Source organism: Mycobacterium sp. MS1601 (assembly GCF_001984215.1).
Lineage (GTDB): Bacteria > Actinomycetota > Actinomycetes > Mycobacteriales > Mycobacteriaceae > Mycobacterium.
In genome coordinates, this window is record NZ_CP019420.1 from 4,062,430 (window position 1) to 4,079,724 (window position 17,295).

Here is a 17,295-nt window from a genome sequence, read left to right on the forward strand (position 1 = left end):
TCCAGCCACATGTCAGTAACCGTGTCGATCCCGACCATCCTGCGCACCCACACCGGTGGCGAGAAGCGTGTCAGCGCCGACGGCGCCACGCTGCAGGCCGTGATCAGCGACCTGGAAGCCAACTACTCGGGTATTTCCGAGCGTCTTGTCGATCCCAACAACGCAGGCAAGCTGCACCGGTTCGTCAACATCTACGTCAACGACGAGGACGTGCGTTTCTCCGGCGGCCTGGACACCGCGATCTCCGACGGCGACTCGGTGACCATCCTGCCGGCTGTCGCCGGTGGGGCATGAGATACAACTCGCTGCTCGAGGCGCTGGGCAACACCCCGATCGTGGGGCTGCAGCGGCTCTCGCCGCGCTGGGCGGCGACCGAGGACGGACCGCATGTCCGGCTCTGGGCCAAGCTCGAAGACCGCAACCCCACCGGATCCATCAAGGACCGGCCCGCGCTGCGGATGATCGAACAGGCCGAACGCGACGGCCTGGTGAAACCCGGTGACACCATCCTGGAACCCACCAGCGGCAACACCGGCATCTCGCTGGCGATGGCCGCGCAGCTCAAGGGTTACCAGCTGATCTGCGTGATGCCGGAGAACACCTCCATCGAACGCAGACAGTTGCTGGAGCTCTACGGCGCGCAGATCATCTTCAGCCCGGCCGAGGGTGGTTCCAACACCGCGGTGGCCACGGCCAAGAAGCTGGCCGCCGAGCACCCCGAGTGGGTGATGCTCTACCAGTACGGCAACCCCGCCAACGCCGACGCGCACTACTACGGAACCGGTCCGGAGATCCTGGCCGACCTGCCGGAGATCACCCACTTCGTGGCGGGCCTGGGGACCACGGGCACCCTCATGGGCACCGGCCGGTTCCTGCGGGAGCACGTACCCGGCGTGCAGATCGTCGCCGCTGAACCTCGCTACGGCGAGGGGGTGTACGCGCTGCGCAACATCGACGAGGGCTTCGTCCCGGAGCTGTATGACCCCGAGGTGTTGACCACCCGCTACTCGGTGGGCGCGTTCGAGGCTGTCAAGCGCACCCGCGAACTGGTCCAGGTGGAAGGCATCTTCGCCGGCATCTCCACCGGGGCCATCCTGCACGCCGCGCTCGGCATGGGCGCCAAGGCGCTCAAGGCCGGTGAGCAGGCCGACATCGTGTTCACGGTGTGTGACGCCGGGTGGAAGTATCTGTCGACCGGCGCCTACGCCGGTAGCCTGGACGAAGCGGAAGACGCTTTGGAAGGGCAGCTATGGGCGTGATCATCAGGTGAACCAGCCACTGGGATACACACAGCAACCTCAGCCGAAGAAACGGCCCGGCTGGGTGGTCGGTGGGGCCACTGTGGTGTCCTTCGTGGTGCTGCTGTACGTCATCGAGATCTTCGATCAGCTCTCCGGGCACTCCCTGGACCGCAACGGGATTCGCCCGCTGGAAAGCGACGGCCTCAAGGGCATCATCTTCGCGCCGCTGTTGCACGCCGACTGGGCGCATCTGGTGGCCAACACCGTGCCCGCCCTGGTGCTCGGGTTCCTGGTCTCGCTGGCCGGCATGTCGCGCTTCATCTGGGCCACGGCCATCATCTGGATCCTGGGCGGCATCGGCACCTGGCTCATCGGCGACCTCGGTTCGCAGTACGAGACCAACCACATCGGCGCGTCAGGGCTGATCTTCGGTTGGCTGACCTTCCTGCTGGTGTTCGGATTCTTCGTCCGCAGCGCCGTGCAGATCACCATCGGCATCGTCGTGCTGTTCGTCTACGGCGGCATCCTGTGGGGCGTGCTGCCCGGCACGTTCGGGGTGTCCTGGCAGGGCCACCTGTGCGGCGCGGTCGCCGGCGTGGTGGCGGCCTACCTGCTGTCCAAGCCGGAGCGCAAGACGCGTCAACTTCGGCGCCCGGTCACGCCGTGACCGATGCACCCGTCGGAGTGTTCGATTCCGGCGTCGGGGGACTGACCGTGGCGCGGTCGATCATCGACCAGTTGCCGCACGAGAACATGATCTACGTGGGTGACACCGGCAACGGACCATACGGCCCACTGACCATCGCCGAGATCCGCGCGCACGCGCTGGCCATCATGGACGACCTGGTGGCCCGAGGGGTCAAGGCATTGGTGATCGCCTGCAACACCGCGTCGTCAGCTTGCCTGCGCGACGCCCGCGAACGCTACGACGTGCCGGTGATCGAGGTGATCCTGCCCGCCGTGCGCAGGGCGGTCGCCACCACCCGCACCGGCCGCATCGGCGTCATCGGAACGCAGGCCACCATCACCTCGCACGCCTACCAGGACGCTTTCGCCGCGGCCCGCGACACCCGGATCACCGCGGTGGCGTGCCCACGGTTCGTCGACTTCGTCGAACGTGGCGTCACCAGTGGACGGCAGGTGCTCGGACTCGCCGAGGGCTATCTGGAACCGCTGCAGCGCGCCGATGTCGACACCCTGGTGCTGGGCTGCACCCACTATCCGCTGCTGTCTGGCCTCATCCAGCTGGCTATGGGCGATCAGGTGACGCTGGTGTCCAGCGCGGAGGAGACGGCCAAGGACCTGTTGCGGGTGTTGACCGAGGCAGACCTGCTGCGGCCGCCGAGTGACGCTGTGGACCGGCGGTTCGAGGCGACGGGTGATCCGGACGCGTTCCTGGCGCTCGCGGCGCGTTTCCTGGGGCCGACGGTGACCGGCGTTGTCCCGGTACAGCGGCACGTCGCCGCATCCGGCTGATTTTCTCTCGCAGCGATGCGGCGATGTTTTCTCCGCGGTGTTATTGGGCATGGCAAGCTGATGACCGTGCGAATCACTGTCCTCGGCTGCTCTGGCAGTGTGGTGGGTCCTGATTCGCCCGCCTCCGGATATCTGTTGAATGCGCCGGGCACCCCTCCTGCGGTGATCGACTTCGGCGGCGGAGTGCTGGGTGCGCTGCAGCGGTATGCCGATCCCGGCGAGGTGAGTGTGCTGCTGTCACACCTGCACGCCGACCACTGCCTGGATCTGCCCGGCCTCTTCGTGTGGCGGCGCTACCATCCGAACCCGCCCGTCGGCCGCGCCCTGATGTACGGGCCGTCGGACACCTGGTTCCGGCTCGGTGCGGCATCGTCGCCCGAAGGTACCGAGATCGACGACTTCAGCGACATCTTCGACGTGCATCAGTGGGTCGACGGACAGACGGTGGAGTACGGCGAGCTGACCGTGCAGCCGCGACTGGTCTCCCACCCCACCGAGTCCTACGGCATGCGCTTCACCGACCCGTCGGGGGCGACGCTGGTGTACAGCGGTGACACCGGGATCTGTGACGCCGTGGTGGACCTGGCCCGCGACGCCGACGTGTTCCTCTGCGAAGCGTCATGGACGCACGCACCCGATCGGCCCCATGCAGTGCACCTGTCCGGGACCGAAGCAGGCCAGATCGCGGCCAAGGCCAACGTCGCCGAACTCCTCCTGACCCACATTCCGCCGTGGACGTCACGCGAGGACGTCATCAGCGAGGCCAAGGCAGAGTTCGACGGACCGGTCCGCGCCGTGGTGTGCGGCGAGACGTTCGACGTGCGAGCCGCCTGAGTTTTGCGTCCGGGCCCCCCGATAGGGTGGCCTGATGTCCAGTCGCGAAGACGGCCGCCGTGACGACGAGTTGCGGCCCGTGGTCCTCACCCGTGGATTCACCTCTCACCCCGCAGGCTCGGTCCTGGTCGAGTTCGGCCAGACCCGGGTCATGTGTACAGCCAGCGTCACCGAAGGGGTGCCCCGTTGGCGCAAGGGTTCCGGCCTCGGCTGGCTCACCGCCGAGTACGCCATGCTGCCTGCCGCCACTCACACTCGCTCCGATCGTGAGTCGGTCAAGGGCCGCGTGGGCGGGCGCACCCAGGAGATCAGCCGCCTGGTCGGCCGGTCGTTGCGAGCGTGTATCGACCTGCGTTCCCTCGGTGAGAACACCATCGCCATCGACTGCGACGTCCTGCAGGCCGACGGTGGTACCCGTACCGCCGCCATCACCGGTGCGTACGTGGCGTTGGCCGACGCGGTCACCTATCTGGGTGCGGCGGGCAAGCTCTCGGATCCGCGGCCGCTGTCGTGCGCCATCGCCGCGGTCAGCGTCGGTGTGGTGGACGGACGGGTGCGCGTCGACCTGCCCTACACCGAGGACTCCCGTGCCGAAGTGGACATGAACGTCGTCGCCACCGACACCGGCACGCTGGTCGAGGTCCAGGGCACCGGCGAAGGGGCGACGTTCCCGCGGTCCACGTTGGACAAGCTGCTCGACGCGGCCCTGGGCGCGTGCGAGGAACTGTTCGCCATCCAGTCGAAGGCCCTCGAGCTGCCCTACCCGGGCGAGCTGCCGGAGGGCCCGGCGCAGAAGAAGGCGTTCGGAAGCTGACGCGCGTACTGGTCGCCAGCCGCAACACCAAGAAGCTGGCTGAGCTGCAGCGGATCCTGGACGGCGCCGGCATCACCGGTGTCGAGCTGGTCTCGCTGGCCGACGTGCCCGCCTACGACGAGGCGCCCGAAACGGGCGCCACGTTCGAAGAGAACGCGTTGGCCAAAGCTCGCGACGGATTTGTGGCCACTGGATTGCCCTGCGTTGCAGACGATTCCGGAATCGCCGTCGATGCCTTGAATGGCATGCCGGGCGTGCTTTCGGCGCGCTGGTCCGGCAGGCACGGTGACGACCCCGCCAACACCGCGTTGCTGCTGGGGCAGCTGGCCGATGTGCCCGACGACCGGCGCGGCGCGGCGTTCGTGTCAGCGTGCGCGCTGGTGTGGTCCGAGGGTGAAACCGTGGTGCGGGGGAGTGGCCGGGTGTGGTGGCCCGCGCTCCTCGCGGAGACGGCGGATTCGGTTATGACCCGGTGTTCATCCCGGCCGGATCGCAGCGCTCGGCTGCCGAGCTGACGCCGGCGGAGAAGGACGCGGCCTCGCACCGCGGGCGCGCGCTGGTCCAGTTGCTGCCGGCGCTGAGCCGCGTTGCCGAATCGGCACGATAGCCCGTCCAAGGCGGGAATCCGGCAGTCGCCGCGCTGCTAACGCACCTCACAGATCGAAGCGCGCTCTCAGTTCCTTCGTCTGTTTCTGCTCGGCAATGATGCCCAGGAACGGGATGGTGCCGGCCAACAGGATGCCGACGGTCTTGCCGAGCGGCCACCGCACCTTGACTGCCAGGTTGGCCGCGAAGATCAGGTAGATGAAATAGGCCCAACCGTGCACGATCGCGATCCAGTTCCACCGCTCATCGCCGAAGCCGTACTTCATCACCATCTCGAAGCACAGGGCGATCAGCCACAGGCCGGTCACCCACGCCATCACCCGATAACCCTTGAGTGCCTTGCGGATCTGCTCGACGGGAGCGGTCACTATCGGCGGGTTGTCGGGCGCGGTCATGCGGTGGTCCTGTCCTGTTTCTCGGTGTCACTCTTGGCCAACTCGGCCAGGTAGGTGTTGTATTCGCGCAGAGCAGGGTCGGTGATGTCCTGCGCAACCTGGGGGCGCTCCGGGAGCAGGCCCTCCGGGATCTCGGTCAATTCGGTGCTGGACCGGGCCTCCGGAGGAGCCTCCTCCAGGAGGACGAATTTGCGGTAGGCGTACACGCAGAATCCCGCGAAGAAAGGCCACTGCAGTGCGTAGCCCAGGTTCTGGAAGGTGCCCGAGGCCGACTCGTAGCGGGTCCACTGCCACCAGCCCAGCGCAAGACAACCGCCGGCAGCCACGATAACGAGCGCGATCAGCGCCCATCTCCGACGGCCTGTAGTGGACATGCCTAGACGGTACCGCGAACGCCATTGGCACAGGTAATCAGCGTTTCGGCCCGATGAAACCGTCGAGGCGGGCGGTGTCGGCTTTGCGGTAGACGGCGATCATGTAGCGGCTGTTCTGGGTCCAGTGGATGCCGAGCAGGTCCAGCGCCCAGCAGAACAGTCCGCGGATGTCTGCCGAGTGATTGGTGAAGTGATACCTGACGCTGGCCACGCCCCGATCGTTGGCCACGACGCGACACCCGTCGCTCTCGATCAGACCGCGGACGAACTGCTCGGGTTCGTGTTCGACGATGGCGACCTGCCAGGGTGCGAGTGTGATCGGGCGAAGGTGTTTGCGACCTGGACCGTGCTGGGGGAAGAGGCAGGGCCAATGCATCGAGCAGAGATTGACTTCTACACACCGTCCCGGGCGTTTCTGGACTGACGCATGCTGACCCGGCATTACAGAATCGATTGCGTGCCGGCACCGCTGGACGATTTCTACATACTTTGCATCAAGAAAGATGCGCAGACGCCATACGTTGCGGAGTCGTGAGATGCAGCCGTCGCCGAGGTACATGCCGAGAAGGTAGGCGTATGGAGCCGCGGGGATAACGGCCACATCGTGATCGCAGATCCCTGAGTCGGGCCATCTCGTGCGCGCTGGCGGCTTCCGCCGCCAGTCGCGAACAGTGGGGCGTGGAATGCCTGTGGTTCGCGAGATCGCACAGTCATTCATCCCAACGGCGATGAGCTTGCGCACCTTTTCGTACTCGTCGTGAGATCGCACGCCTCACTGTATGAGCGAGCACTGACAGGATCTTTGGCGTCGCGAGGCGTTATAGTGACAGAGTTTGCGGGCGTGGCGGAACGGCAGACGCGCGGTCTTTAGGTGTCCGTGTCCGAAAGGGCGTGGGGGTTCGAATCCCCCCGCCCGCACCATAGATTGCTTACTGCAATCATCACGACCTTGTACAGCCGTGATGAGGTCGTACATGAGCGAAAGAGCCGCCGGACGATTGTCCGGCGGCTCTCTCGGTTCTTGGCCCTATCTCTACATCCCTGCAAGGCGGTTGGGTGCCTACGCGATGGCGGTCAAAGAAGAGAACGCCGCAGGCGCACGGGCGGTGACAGCGCCCACGAACGGAGCGGCGGGCTAGCCGTCAACGTCGCCGAGTGCTGATGTGCTCTGCAGCTCGGCTCGTTCTCCCGGGCTCCTTCGTCGCCGCATCGACGGCCGGGTTGATCAACTCACCGGATCCTGGGCGTGGTGGTGAACCTGGTTGCCGCCGTTGCGTTTCGCGACGTACATCGCGGCATCGGCATCGGCGGTGAGCCGCGCGATCAACATCTGCAGGCCGGCGTCGTCGTTGTTGTCCAACGGTTTACAGGCGGTGCCCACGCTGGCCGTCACCTTGCTGGGCAGCGCGGCGATGCCGTCGCACATCCTCTGGGCATGCAAGCTGGGTTCGCCGTCACCTGACACATACGCGATCAGGAACTCTTCGCCGCCGCTGCGCGCGACCACCGCGTTGTTGGGAGACAAGGCCCGGATGGCCTGTGCCACCCGCACCAGCGCCCGGTCGCCCGCGAGATGGCCGTGGGTGTCGTTGAGCACCTTGAACCTGTCCAGGTCGATGAGCATGACGGTCAGATAGGCGTCGGCCACGTCGCGTGCCACCAGCAGTCCGAGCGTCTTGTGCTCGAACGACCGGCGGTTGAACAGGCCGGTGAGAGGATCGCGGTCCGAGTGCAGCAGGTCGACGCTGAGCGCATTGACCAGCGCGCGGATGGCCACCGGCAGCGCGATGTTCACCTGGACCACCAGCCACAGGTCCACCGCCGCGAGCGCAACGTGGTCGTCCATGGCCAACTCGACCGCCATGATGAAACCCACCGCAGCGGCCACCACGAAGTTGTAGAGCACCAGGCGGGTGGAGTGGAAGAACGCGAAGTACGCACCGCTGGTGGCGAACGCGATGCACCCGATCAGCGATGCGAGCGGGTTCGGGTGGGCCAGGCAAGCCAGGGCAATCGAGGTGTTGGTGACAACGCCGAACAGCAGTGACTGGGCGTGGGTGGGCCAGCGCCACGCCCACAGCAATGTGCCCAGCACCCCTCCGCAGGCGGCTACCCACGTCATCGCGACAGGTATGCCACCCTGGGGACCGTCGGTACTGAGCAGCAGCGCCAACAGACTCAGCGTGAAGGATCCCGAGATGGTGGACATCATGATGCGAGCGGGCATGCTCAAGCCGCGAGCATGGAGGTACCCGCTGAGCCAGTCGTAGTGGTCGGACTGGCGCCACCGCCGTGGCCACCACATGATGCCCCCTGAAAACCTGCCCCGGACCCCGCTCCGGCGAAGATCCTGCAGCAAAGGATTCGAGGGTACCAAGTCAGGAGGAGTTGCCGGTCCGAACCAGCGAGGCGCCCGGTAATCGCAAACAAGATTCGGGCTACATGTGTGACCAGGCGCTAGTGGGCCGGTTGTTGCTCGGTGTCCCGTCCCGCGAGTCGGTCTGTCCATGTACTGAGGACGGCAGCATCGGTGGGCTTGCTGGCGAGGCTGCCGACAACGTAGGTGATGACGCTGGCGGCAAGTCCGTAGTAGATCGGTTCGTTGGCAAGCACGTCACCGACCACCACCATGGTGGTCAGCGTGGTGACGGTACCCGCAGCCATCGACCACAGGGCGCCGGTGCCGGTGGCCCGTTTCCACACGAAGCCACCCAGGATGGCGACCAGCAATCCGCCGACCAGGATGTCGTAGGCGATGGTCAGCGCTGCCACCACGTCGTTGAGCAGTGCGGCGATGATGATGACGAGGACGCCCAGGACGACGACATACATGCGGTCCGAGTGCACGTCGCGTTCGGCGTCGGGAACCTCTTGCCCTGGGCGGCCGATCAGGCGCAGCAGCAGCGGCTTGACGTCGGTGCGGGCGACGGTGGCGGTGGCGATCAGTGCGCCGGAGGCGGTGGACATCATGGCGGCGACGGCTGCGGCCAGCACCAGACCGCTGATTCCGACCGGCAGGATGGTCTCGGCGATCTGCGCGTAGACGTCGTCGCTGACCTCGATGTCGGTGAGGAACGTCGAGGCGGCAGCGCCGATCAGCGCCCCGGCCACGCCGTAGAGCAGGCAGTAGACGGCCGCGGCGGTGCCGCCCCATTTCGCGACTGTGGGGGTGCGGGCGGTGAACACCCGCTGCCAGATGTCCTGGCCGATCAACATGCCGAAGCTGTAGACCACGAAGAACGTGATGATGGTCTGGGTGCCGATGGCGCCGAAGTCGAAGATCGAGTCACCGGCCCGCTCCCGGATGCCGTCGAGGCCGCCGGCCTCGTTCCAGGTGAACGGCAGCAACAGGCAGAAAATGCCAATGGTCTTGAGGATGAACTGCACCATGTCGGTCAGGGTGATCGACCACATGCCGCCGATAGCGGAGTACAGCATCACCACGGCGCCACCGATGATCACCGACACCGTCCGGGTGGTGCCGAACAGCACGTTGAAGACGGTGGCGTAGGCGATGGTCGAGGTGACCGAGAGCATCAGGGTGTACGCCACCATCACCAGACCCGAGGCCGCCGTCGCGTCCACCCCGTAACGCAGCTGGAGCATCTGGGCCACGGTGTAGACCTTGAGGCGCTGGATGGGACCGGCGAAGAACAGGCTCAGCAGCAGCAGTCCCACTGCGATGGCGACCACCAGCCACATTCCGGAGATGCCGTACTCGTAACCCAGCCCCACGCCGCCGACGGTGGACGCCCCGCCCAGGACGACGGCAGCCATGGTGCCGGTGTACAGCGCGGGCCCGAGCCGGCGACCGGCGACCAGGAAGTCCGCGGAATCCTTGGTCCGCGTCTTACCCCAGAAGCCGAACGCCAGCATGGCGATCAGGTAGACGACGATGATGGCGATGTCGATGGGCTTTCCCATGGTGTCCTCGAATCAGGTGGTGGCGAACATTCGCAGCAGCGCAGGCAGCACCACCACGGCGGGTCCGGGTCGGGTGAAGGTGTCGGCCACCACCTGGCCCACGGTCTCCGGGGTGGCGTGCACGGCCGGCACCCCGAAACTCTCTGCGAGAGCGACAAAATCGGGCCGCGCCAGCTCGGTGGCGGTGGCCTGTCCGAAGGCGTCGGTCATGTACTCGCGCAGGATGCCGTACCCGCCGTCATCGACGATCAGCCAGGTGACGTCAGCGTCGTGCTGGCGGGCGGTGGCCAGCTCGGCGATGGAGTACATCGCGCCGCCGTCACCGGACACTGCGAGAGTTCTTGTACCGGAACCGATTGCGGCTCCCAATGCAGCGGGATAAGCGAAGCCGAGTCCACCGGCGCCCTGCGCGGAGTGGAAACCGCCGTCGCGTGGATCCCAGGCCGACCAGGCCCAGTACCCGGCGATGGTCATGTCCCAGAAGGTGTGGGTCGTCGACGGAACTGCGGCGCGGAGGTCGCGCATGAGTTGCAGCTCCAGGTCGAGCGACTGCTCGGACAACCTCTGCTGCACAGCCTTTCGTAGACCGGCGGCAATGGTGGCACCATCGCGGGTACCCGGCGACACGGCCTTGGCCAGTGCCTGGAGCGCGGCGGCGGCATCGGCGTGGATGCCCAGCCCTTCATGGTTGGATTCCAGAACACGGGCCTGCGCGTCGATCTGGATGATCGCGCCCCGCGGGGTGAAGGTGAAGTAGTTACTGGTGACCTCACCGAAGGAGGTGCCCACGGCCAGCAGCACGTCGGCGGCCTCCAGCAGGTCGGTGGTGTGGCGGTCCTCGATCCAGGACGCCGCCGACAGCGGGTGGTCGAACGCGATGGCACCCTTGCCGCCGACTGTCGACACCACTGGGGCATCGAGGGTTTCGGCGAGCGCGACAAGTGCCTCCGCAGCTCCGGGAGAACGCCGCACACCGCCACCGGCCAGGATGACCGGGCGCTCTGCGGCGCTGAGCATTCCGGCGGCCTCGTCGATCAGCTCGGCGCGGGGACGGCGTTGTGTCATCTGGGTCACCACCGAAGTCACCGGTGGCACGTGGGTGGCCTCCAAGAGCACGTCCTGTGGGATCTCCACCCAGGTTGGCCCGGCCGGTGCAGCCTGGGCCAACGACCAGGCGTCGGCCAGCAGACTGGGGATCTCCGCTGCCTGCCGGGCGACGGCGGTGCTCTTGGTGACGTTGACGGCGCTGCGCTGCTGGTCGTCGAGCTGGTGCAGCATTCCCTTGCGCAGACCCAGCCCCGAGCGGGGCACCTGGCTGGTGATCACCAGCAGGGGCACACCCGTGGCGTATGCCTCCTGTAGTGCGCCCAACGCGGTCAATGCACCGGGGCCGGTGGACAAGAAGAGCACGCCCACCTCGCCGGTGACGCGGGTGTAGCCGTCGGCCTCGAATGCCGAGTTGTTCTCCACCCGTGAGCTGACGAACCGCAGGTCGCTGCGCCGGATCGCGTCGAACAATCCCAGCGCGTGCTGGCCGGGAATGCCGAACACATGCGAAACGCCCAGTGCCGCCAGCGTTTCGACCACGACATCGCCGCCGTTACGCACCGGAGTCGGCCTCGTGTCGCAGCGCCAACAGTGACACCAGGTCGTAGGCCACGTGGGCGGCAGCGATGCCGGTGAGCTGCGCGTGGTCGTAGGCCGGTGCCACCTCGACGACGTCGGCGCCGATGACGTTGAGTCCGGCGAATCCGCGCAGGATCTCCAGCAGTTCACGACTGGTGACGCCACCGGCCTCCGGGGTGCCGGTGCCGGGAGCGTGGGCCGGGTCGAGGACGTCGATGTCGATGGACACGTACACCGGCCGGTTGCCCAACCGCTGGCGCAGTTTGTCGACGACCTCGCGAACCCCTTGGTAGTAGACGTCGGAGGACGTGACGATGCCGAAGCCGAACCGGCGGTCGTCTTCGAGATCCTTCTTGCCGTACAGCGGTCCGCGGATGCCGACGTGGCTCAGTGCTTCGGTGTCGACGATGCCCTCCTCGACCGCGCGTCGGAACGGGGTGCCGTGGGTGTACTCGGCGCCGAAGTAGGTGTCCCAGGTGTCCAGGTGCGCGTCGAAGTGCACCAGGGCGACGGGTCCGTGCCGGTGCGCTGCGGCGCGCAGCAGGGGCAGCGCGATGGTGTGGTCGCCGCCGATGGTCACCAGGCGGGCACCGTCGGCGGTGAGGTCCAGGGCAGCGGCTTCGATGGTCTCGATGGCCTCGTTGATGTTGAACGGGTTGGCGGCGATGTCGCCGGCGTCGGCCACCTGGGCGATGTCGAACGGGGAGACGTCCAGGGCCGGGTTGTAGGGCCGCAGCAGTCGCGAGGATTCGCGGACGTGGCTGGGGCCGAAGCGGGCGCCCGGCCGGTAGGAGACGCCCGAGTCGAAGGGGACGCCGGCGATCACCACGTCCGCCGACGGGACCTGGTCCAGGCGGGGCAGTCGTGCGAACGACGCGATGCCCGCGAAGCGGGGGTTCTTCGAGGCGTCGACGGGGCCGATGGTGCTCATGGATGAAACTCCCTACGCAGGAACGTGTTCGGTGGATGGGGTGTTGTCGACGGTCACGATGGGGGTGTTGGCGGCAGGGCCGGCGGGCACCACGCGCGGGCCGTCGGGGCCGAAGGCGTCGCGGGGTTCCGGGAAGGTGAACAGCAGCACGGGGTACAGGACGGCGGCAAGGCCGAGGCCGACGGGGATGCTGAGATCGACGCCGCCGGCGAGGTCTCCGAGCGGGCCGACGAACTGCCCGGGCAGATTCACGAAACAGATGCTCAAGGCGGCCGAGGTCAGCCAGGCGCCCAGGCCGCGCCAGTTCCAACCGTGGCTGAACCAGTACCGTCCGCCGCGCTGACGCCGGTTGAACACCTGCAGCGCGTCCGTGTCGTACCAGCCTCGTCGGGTGAACCAGCCGATCATCATCACCACCATCCATGGTGCGGTGCAGGTGACGATCAGGACGGCGAATGTCGAAATACTCTGCACCACATTAAAAGCGAACCGGCCTACGAAGATGAACGTGATGGCGATGAAGCCGATGAAGACCGTTGCCTGGACGCGGCTGAATCGGGGAAACACGCTGGAGAAGTCCAGTCCGGTGCCATACAGGGCGGTGGTGCCGGTGGACATGCCTCCGATCAGCGCGATCAGGCACACCGGCAGGAAGTACCAGCCGGGCGAGATCTCCAGCAGTCCACCGACGTAGTTGCCCTCGGCCAGGAAGTCCGGGGCGTTGACCGCCACCACGGTGGCGGTGACGAGGCCGAACAGGAACGGCACCAGGGTGGCTATCTGGGCGCCGAACGCAGCTGCCATCGGCTTCCAGGTGGGGGTGTCGCGGGGGATGTATCGGGCCCAGTCGCCCAGGAACGCACCGAAACTCACCGGGTTGGACATCACGATCAGCGCGGCGCCCACGAAGGAAGGCCAGAACAGCGGATCGCCGAAGGCCACGGTGCCCGCGTACCCGGCGTCGAAGGTCCCCGCGAAGGCGATGATGCCGAGCAGGAACAGCACCGTCGCGGCGATCACCGCAATTTTGTTGACCAGCAACATGAATCGGAATCCGTAGATACAGACCACCAGTACCAGCAGGGCGAAGATCCCGTACGCGACGGCCACGCTGACGTCGCTGTCGGGCAGGCCGATGGCGCGGGCGGCGCCACCCACCAGGACGTCGCCGGAGGTCCACACCGAGATCGAGAAGAAGGCCACAGCGGTCAGCAGCGACAGGAACGAGCCGACGACGCGGCCGTGCACACCCAGATGGGCTGAGGACGACACTGCGTTGTTGGTGCCGTTGCGCGGGCCGAAGAGGGCCATGGGAGCCAGGATGGTCGCGCCCAGCAGTAGTCCCAGCAAGGTCGCGAGCACGGCGTCGCGGAACGACAGGCCGAAGATGATCGGGAAGCTGCCGAGAACCACCGTGGCGATGGTGTTGGCCCCGCCGAACACAAGACGGAACAGATCGAGCGGTCCGGCGCTGCGTTCGTCGTCGGGAATCGGTTCGACGCCGTGTGTTTCGACTTCGGTGACCCTGGGGGTGTTGGTGCCCATGGCGTTCCTCACGGGATGGCTGATGTGGTGTGCGTCACCGTAAGGCCAGGTCAGCGATGCTGCAAGCAGTTCGTTCGTTACATGGGTGTTTCTGATCAGGATATGCCGGACTTCGACGGAGAATCTGCTTCTTTTGAGACCAATAGCGTCGATCTATGCTCGAAATGACGAGCGTTGACGGTCGAAAATTTTCTGAGTTTTTTGGGCGGAGGAGGGTTGTGGACGAGGTTGACGAAGCGATTGTCGCGCTGCTCGAGGTTGATGGGCGGCTCACCCATCGCGAGATCGCCCGCGCTGTGGGGCTGTCCCGATCGGCCGCCGCGGCCCGGGTGCAGCGGCTGATCGCCAGTGGACAGGTGATCATCCGGGGTGCCGTACACCCCGCGGTTCTGGGCCGCGGAGCACTTGCCCACGTCGGGCTGACGCTCAGCGGTCCGGCGATTCCCGTCGCGCACCTCATCGGGCAGCGCGCGGATGTGCCGTTCCTGTCGCTGACCAGCGGCACCCACGGGATCGTCGCCGAGATCCGCGCACCCACGGTCCGCGACATCGACCGCAGCGTCACCGAATTGCGCGCACTGGATGCCGTGACCGGCGTCGACACCCTCACCTATGTCGAGGTCATCCGCGATGTCGTCGGGCCGGTGGGTGACGTGCGGACCGAGATCGACGATATGGACCGGGCGCTGCTGCGTGCTCTGCAGGACGACGGTCGCGCTTCGTTTGTCGATCTGGCGGCGGTGGTCGGCCTGTCGGCGGCCGGAGCGCGGCGCCGGGTACTGCGGCTGGTCGAGGCACAGGTGGTGCGCATCGGTGCGGTGGTGCGGCATTCAGGGCGGGACCGCCAGAGCGCGATGGGTCTGGGGATCCGGTTGGCCGGTGGGCAGAACACGGCGGTGATGCAGTTGGCCGCCATGCCGTCAGCGATCTTCGTGGCCAGAACCCTCGGCCGGTACGACGTCCTGGCCACCATCCGCGCTTTCTCCAACGGGCAACTGGTCGACGCTCTCGACGCGGTTCGGGCGCTGTCCGGCGTTGCCGCCGTGGACAGTTGGGCGCACCTGGAGGTGGTCAAGGAGAGCTACGCAGGCGGATTCGATGCACCAGAGCCGGGGAATCGGCGACGCGGGGGTGGCAGGAGGCTGACCGTCTCGAGTGATGCAGGGCCTGGCTTCGACTGAGTCGGGCAATGCCGCCCCGACTCGACCCGGCGTCGCGGAGACCCGTGCGCGAACTGCGCGATGCCGACAGGTCGGTCGTCCACGACTGTTTTAACTGAATCGCTCCCACAGTTGCCGGACCACACTCTTGGGCTCGGGAGGCGTGCGGGTGGCATAGGGCCACGGCACATTACGTTCGGGAACGGCGGCGGCCCGGCTCTGCTTGAGCTGCGAGCGCAGATGGGATCGCAGCTCGAACAGCGCCGGGTCGCTCCAGCGGTTCACGCTTTCGCATCCGTCGGCAGTCAGGTCGTAGAGTTCCCACTGGTCGTCCAGAGGATCGGTGCGGTAGGCAGGCCCGCCCACACCGTTGGCGGCCAGGTGGCGGACGCCCGGCTCGGTCCAGGTCGCTGGGTCGTCGAAGCAGCGGACCAGCTTCCACAGGTGTCCGGCCCCGCCGGGTGCGTCGGCTTCGGTGACGCGGACCACCAGACCCTCGAAGTTCGAGGCGACATGTGCCGGGAGTGTGATCCGCAGTGGCGCAGGTGGATTGGAGTTGATGCCGAGCCCGCGTGCACCCGCCGAGGCGCCGGTGTCGCCCTCGAGCACATTGTCGCGGGTCATCAGGTAAACCGGGCGGCTCTCGTCGGCCGCCGCACCGTCGACCACCGGCATCAGGTCATGGCCGGGCAGGGTGTGCACCTCGGAGAACGTCGCCGACAACTGCTTGGCCGCCGCCTCGACGTCCACACCGGCGGCCGCCAACAGAGTGGGCACCAGGTCGACGTGCGAGGTGGGCGCCGACACCGTGCGCGCCACCGTCGCGTCGGTGCCGATACGGGCGATCACAAACGGCACACGGGTGGCCTCGTCATAGAGGTTGAACCACTTCTGGTGCAACCCGCCATGAGCGCCGAGCAGCTCACCGTGATCGGATGTGCGTACCAGCACGGCGTTTTCGGATCCGCCGTCGGTGACAGCGCGACGGACCCGATCCAGCGGGGCGTCCACCTCGGCGTGCAACCGGTAGTAGAGATCGCGGTACTGTTGCGCATTCTTCTTGTAGGTACGCCCGATGGCAGGTGCGGGGCCGTAGCCGGAGTAGTACGCCTCGCGGAAGGCGATCTGCGCGGCGGGTTTTGTCGACAGGTCCTCGTCGGCGGTGGGCGGTGCGGGTACCGGCGGCGGATCCAGCGGCGACGGCCTCAGTGGGTTACTTCTTACCCACGCCGGAAACAGCACGATGTCATGGGGATTGACGAAGCTGGCCACCAGCAGGAACGGCCGCAGTGCCGCCCCGTCACCGGCTCGGCGGCGTTCGTAGCGATCGGCCAGCCATGCCACAATCCGGTCGGCGAACAGGGTGTCACGGCGAAACCCGCTGTTGGCCATGGCCGCACCGTGCGGCTCCGGGCCCACCCACCCGGAGAATCCGTATGGCGTCAGCGGGTCGGCCTCGAGGTAGCGGTCCACGGCGTCAGGGTCCACCACGCCATCGTCGTCATTGGTCGCCAGCGGTGCGCCGGTGGACGGGTCTTCCAGATCGGCATGCGAGATGTGCCACTTGCCGTCGTAGTGGGTGTCGTAGCCGGCGGCACGAAACCAGTTACCGAGGGTCGGCACTTCGCCCGCACGCAGCCACCGCAGGCGCGAGTCGTCGTAGCGCTTTCCTATCCCGTCCGTCTGCGTCACCCCGTGCAAATCGGGGTACTGGCCGGTGAAGATCGTTGGTCGGCTCGGTACGCAGGCCAACGATCCCGTGTAGTGCCGGGTGAAGGAAACGCCGTAGTCGTCGAACCACTTTCGCCCGGGGAGCGTGCGCTCCCGCCATGACCGGACGTCATCGGGCTCATACGGAGGAATGGCACGTTCCTCGTCGGTCATGATGATGACGATGTCGGGCCGGTCAGGCGACATGGTTGTCCTCCCACTGCGTTGCGAGCCCGGCGAGGAGCCCGTCTGACTGTCTGGCGGCGACCCTGCAGAAGATCTGTTCGACGAGACGCTGGGGTGCAGACGAGCCGACGTCGACGGTGGTTGTCAGCGTGACGACGGTGAATCCCGTTGGCAGGGTAGCTAATTCCCAGCGGTTGCGCATCGAGCACACAAATCCCGGCAGCCCCTCGATGGTGTAGGCCAACGCAGTGGGTGGGTCGAATACCACGATGCGTTCGATGACGGTGTTGCGGCCCATCTGGACGCGACGCGCCAGGCCGATGGTCTGTTCGCGGGCCCGCAGGATGCTCGAATGGTCGACAGGTTGGGCCCACTGGCTGATTGCGCCGAAGTCGGCGAGCACGTCCCAGATCGCCTGTTGGCCCGCCGCGATGATGCGGCTGCGGCTGATGTTTGCCACCTGCGTATTCAAC

Annotated in this window: 18 protein-coding genes, 1 tRNA gene and 1 pseudogene; 10 read left to right on the forward strand and 10 right to left on the reverse strand. The window is 66.7% G+C overall.

The genetic code is table 11. The annotated features are described in order from the left end of the window. Positions 1-9: 9 nt before the first annotated feature. The 7 genes and pseudogenes from BVC93_RS19765 to rdgB all read left to right on the forward strand — a co-directional run bounded on the left by BVC93_RS19765 (position 10) and on the right by rdgB (position 4,972). Positions 10-294: a MoaD/ThiS family protein gene (locus BVC93_RS19765; protein WP_083738954.1), complete on the forward strand. Its 285-nt coding sequence runs from the start codon at positions 10-12 to the stop codon at positions 292-294. Next, positions 291-1,259: a cysteine synthase gene (locus BVC93_RS19770; protein ID WP_083738955.1), complete on the forward strand. Its 969-nt coding sequence runs from the start codon at positions 291-293 to the stop codon at positions 1,257-1,259. Before BVC93_RS19765 ends, BVC93_RS19770 begins: the two co-directional genes overlap by 4 nt. A 7-nt stretch (positions 1,260-1,266) precedes the next feature. Further along, positions 1,267-1,908, forward strand: coding sequence for a rhomboid family intramembrane serine protease (locus BVC93_RS19775; protein ID WP_083738956.1), 642 nt, complete (start codon positions 1,267-1,269; stop codon positions 1,906-1,908). Next, on the forward strand, positions 1,905-2,717 hold the full coding sequence (gene murI / locus BVC93_RS19780; RefSeq protein WP_083738957.1) for a glutamate racemase: 813 nt from the start codon (positions 1,905-1,907) through the stop codon (positions 2,715-2,717). Before BVC93_RS19775 ends, murI begins: the two co-directional genes overlap by 4 nt. Before the next feature lie 60 nt (positions 2,718-2,777). Then, entirely contained in the window at positions 2,778-3,551 is a 774-nt protein-coding gene (locus BVC93_RS19785) for a cyclic nucleotide-degrading phosphodiesterase (protein ID WP_083738958.1), read from the forward strand. A 34-nt stretch (positions 3,552-3,585) separates the two neighbouring features. Next, the gene (gene rph, locus BVC93_RS19790) at positions 3,586-4,365 is read left to right on the forward strand and encodes a ribonuclease PH (protein WP_083738959.1); all 780 of its coding nucleotides are present in this window, start codon (positions 3,586-3,588) and stop codon (positions 4,363-4,365) included. Further along, positions 4,362-4,972: pseudogene (rdgB, locus tag BVC93_RS19795) on the forward strand (RdgB/HAM1 family non-canonical purine NTP pyrophosphatase). The gene rph and the pseudogene rdgB overlap by 4 nt, the downstream one beginning before the upstream one ends. Positions 4,973-5,018: 46 nt before the next feature. On the opposite strand, the gene BVC93_RS19800 reads toward rdgB, so the two are convergent. The 3 genes from BVC93_RS19800 to BVC93_RS34095 are packed head-to-tail and all read right to left on the reverse strand — an operon-like array spanning position 5,019 to position 6,116. Continuing rightward, entirely contained in the window at positions 5,019-5,366 is a 348-nt protein-coding gene (locus tag BVC93_RS19800; protein WP_083738960.1) for a DUF3817 domain-containing protein, read from the reverse strand. Continuing rightward, positions 5,363-5,740 (reverse strand): hypothetical protein, encoded by a 378-nt coding sequence (locus BVC93_RS19805; protein WP_083738961.1) that lies wholly within the window; start codon positions 5,738-5,740, stop codon positions 5,363-5,365. The genes BVC93_RS19800 and BVC93_RS19805 overlap by 4 nt, the downstream gene beginning before the upstream one ends. Before the next feature lie 37 nt (positions 5,741-5,777). Next, positions 5,778-6,116 (reverse strand): LAGLIDADG family homing endonuclease, encoded by a 339-nt coding sequence (locus tag BVC93_RS34095; RefSeq protein WP_236950032.1) that lies wholly within the window; start codon positions 6,114-6,116, stop codon positions 5,778-5,780. A 459-nt stretch (positions 6,117-6,575) separates the two neighbouring features. On the opposite strand from BVC93_RS34095, the gene BVC93_RS19815 reads away from it, so the two are divergent. Beyond that, positions 6,576-6,661: transfer RNA gene (locus tag BVC93_RS19815), tRNA-Leu, on the forward strand. 53 nt (positions 6,662-6,714) lie between these two features. Further along, a complete protein-coding gene (locus BVC93_RS34635; RefSeq protein WP_335583144.1) occupies positions 6,715-6,879 on the forward strand; it encodes an L-serine ammonia-lyase, iron-sulfur-dependent, subunit alpha in 165 nt (54 codons plus the stop codon). A gap of 86 nt (positions 6,880-6,965) precedes the next feature. On the opposite strand, the gene BVC93_RS19825 is transcribed toward BVC93_RS34635, so the two are convergent. The 5 genes from BVC93_RS19825 to BVC93_RS19845 form a co-directional block, all read right to left on the reverse strand. After that, complete coding sequence (locus tag BVC93_RS19825; RefSeq protein ID WP_236950465.1) at positions 6,966-7,967, reverse strand: GGDEF domain-containing protein; 1,002 nt, start codon at positions 7,965-7,967, stop codon at positions 6,966-6,968. Between the two features lie 230 nt (positions 7,968-8,197). Continuing rightward, entirely contained in the window at positions 8,198-9,664 is a 1,467-nt protein-coding gene (locus BVC93_RS19830) for a sodium:solute symporter (protein WP_083738963.1), read from the reverse strand. A 12-nt stretch (positions 9,665-9,676) separates the two neighbouring features. After that, positions 9,677-11,272, reverse strand: a complete 1,596-nt coding sequence (locus BVC93_RS19835; RefSeq protein WP_083738964.1) for a thiamine pyrophosphate-binding protein — start codon at positions 11,270-11,272, stop codon at positions 9,677-9,679. Continuing rightward, positions 11,265-12,221 (reverse strand): agmatinase, encoded by a 957-nt coding sequence (gene speB / locus BVC93_RS19840; RefSeq protein WP_083738965.1) that lies wholly within the window; start codon positions 12,219-12,221, stop codon positions 11,265-11,267. Before speB ends, BVC93_RS19835 begins: the two co-directional genes overlap by 8 nt. 12 nt (positions 12,222-12,233) lie before the next feature. After that, positions 12,234-13,766: a purine-cytosine permease family protein gene (locus BVC93_RS19845; RefSeq protein ID WP_083738966.1), complete on the reverse strand. Its 1,533-nt coding sequence runs from the start codon at positions 13,764-13,766 to the stop codon at positions 12,234-12,236. Positions 13,767-13,984: 218 nt separating this feature from the next. Here BVC93_RS19845 and BVC93_RS19850 point away from each other — a divergent pair, with 218 nt between their 5' ends. Then, entirely contained in the window at positions 13,985-14,947 is a 963-nt protein-coding gene (locus tag BVC93_RS19850) for an Lrp/AsnC family transcriptional regulator (RefSeq protein ID WP_192860045.1), read from the forward strand. A gap of 90 nt (positions 14,948-15,037) precedes the next feature. Here BVC93_RS19850 and BVC93_RS19855 read toward each other — a convergent pair whose 3' ends face one another. Together BVC93_RS19855 and BVC93_RS19860 are read right to left on the reverse strand one after the other, a co-directional pair. Beyond that, on the reverse strand, positions 15,038-16,843 hold the full coding sequence (locus BVC93_RS19855; protein ID WP_083738967.1) for a sulfatase-like hydrolase/transferase: 1,806 nt from the start codon (positions 16,841-16,843) through the stop codon (positions 15,038-15,040). After that, positions 16,833-17,282, reverse strand: a complete 450-nt coding sequence (locus BVC93_RS19860; protein ID WP_157516996.1) for an SRPBCC family protein — start codon at positions 17,280-17,282, stop codon at positions 16,833-16,835. Before BVC93_RS19860 ends, BVC93_RS19855 begins: the two co-directional genes overlap by 11 nt. Positions 17,283-17,295 lie beyond the last annotated feature (13 nt).

Excerpts from the sequence above, each read along its gene's own strand:
- BVC93_RS19765 (WP_083738954.1), top strand. The coding sequence starts at position 10 with ATGTCAGTAACCGTGTCGATCCCGACCATCCTGCGCACCCACACCGGT.
- BVC93_RS19770 (WP_083738955.1), top strand. The coding sequence starts at position 291 with ATGAGATACAACTCGCTGCTCGAGGCGCTGGGCAACACCCCGATCGTG.
- BVC93_RS19785 (WP_083738958.1), top strand. The coding sequence starts at position 2,778 with ATGACCGTGCGAATCACTGTCCTCGGCTGCTCTGGCAGTGTGGTGGGT.
- rph (WP_083738959.1), top strand. The coding sequence starts at position 3,586 with ATGTCCAGTCGCGAAGACGGCCGCCGTGACGACGAGTTGCGGCCCGTG.
- BVC93_RS19800 (WP_083738960.1), bottom strand. The coding sequence starts at position 5,366 with ATGACCGCGCCCGACAACCCGCCGATAGTGACCGCTCCCGTCGAGCAG.
- BVC93_RS19805 (WP_083738961.1), bottom strand. The coding sequence starts at position 5,740 with ATGTCCACTACAGGCCGTCGGAGATGGGCGCTGATCGCGCTCGTTATC.
- BVC93_RS34095 (WP_236950032.1), bottom strand. The coding sequence starts at position 6,116 with ATGCATTGGCCCTGCCTCTTCCCCCAGCACGGTCCAGGTCGCAAACAC.
- BVC93_RS34635 (WP_335583144.1), top strand. The coding sequence starts at position 6,715 with ATGAGCGAAAGAGCCGCCGGACGATTGTCCGGCGGCTCTCTCGGTTCT.
- BVC93_RS19825 (WP_236950465.1), bottom strand. The coding sequence starts at position 7,967 with ATGCCCGCTCGCATCATGATGTCCACCATCTCGGGATCCTTCACGCTG.
- BVC93_RS19830 (WP_083738963.1), bottom strand. The coding sequence starts at position 9,664 with ATGGGAAAGCCCATCGACATCGCCATCATCGTCGTCTACCTGATCGCC.
- speB (WP_083738965.1), bottom strand. The coding sequence starts at position 12,221 with ATGAGCACCATCGGCCCCGTCGACGCCTCGAAGAACCCCCGCTTCGCG.
- BVC93_RS19845 (WP_083738966.1), bottom strand. The coding sequence starts at position 13,766 with ATGGGCACCAACACCCCCAGGGTCACCGAAGTCGAAACACACGGCGTC.
- BVC93_RS19855 (WP_083738967.1), bottom strand. The coding sequence starts at position 16,843 with ATGTCGCCTGACCGGCCCGACATCGTCATCATCATGACCGACGAGGAA.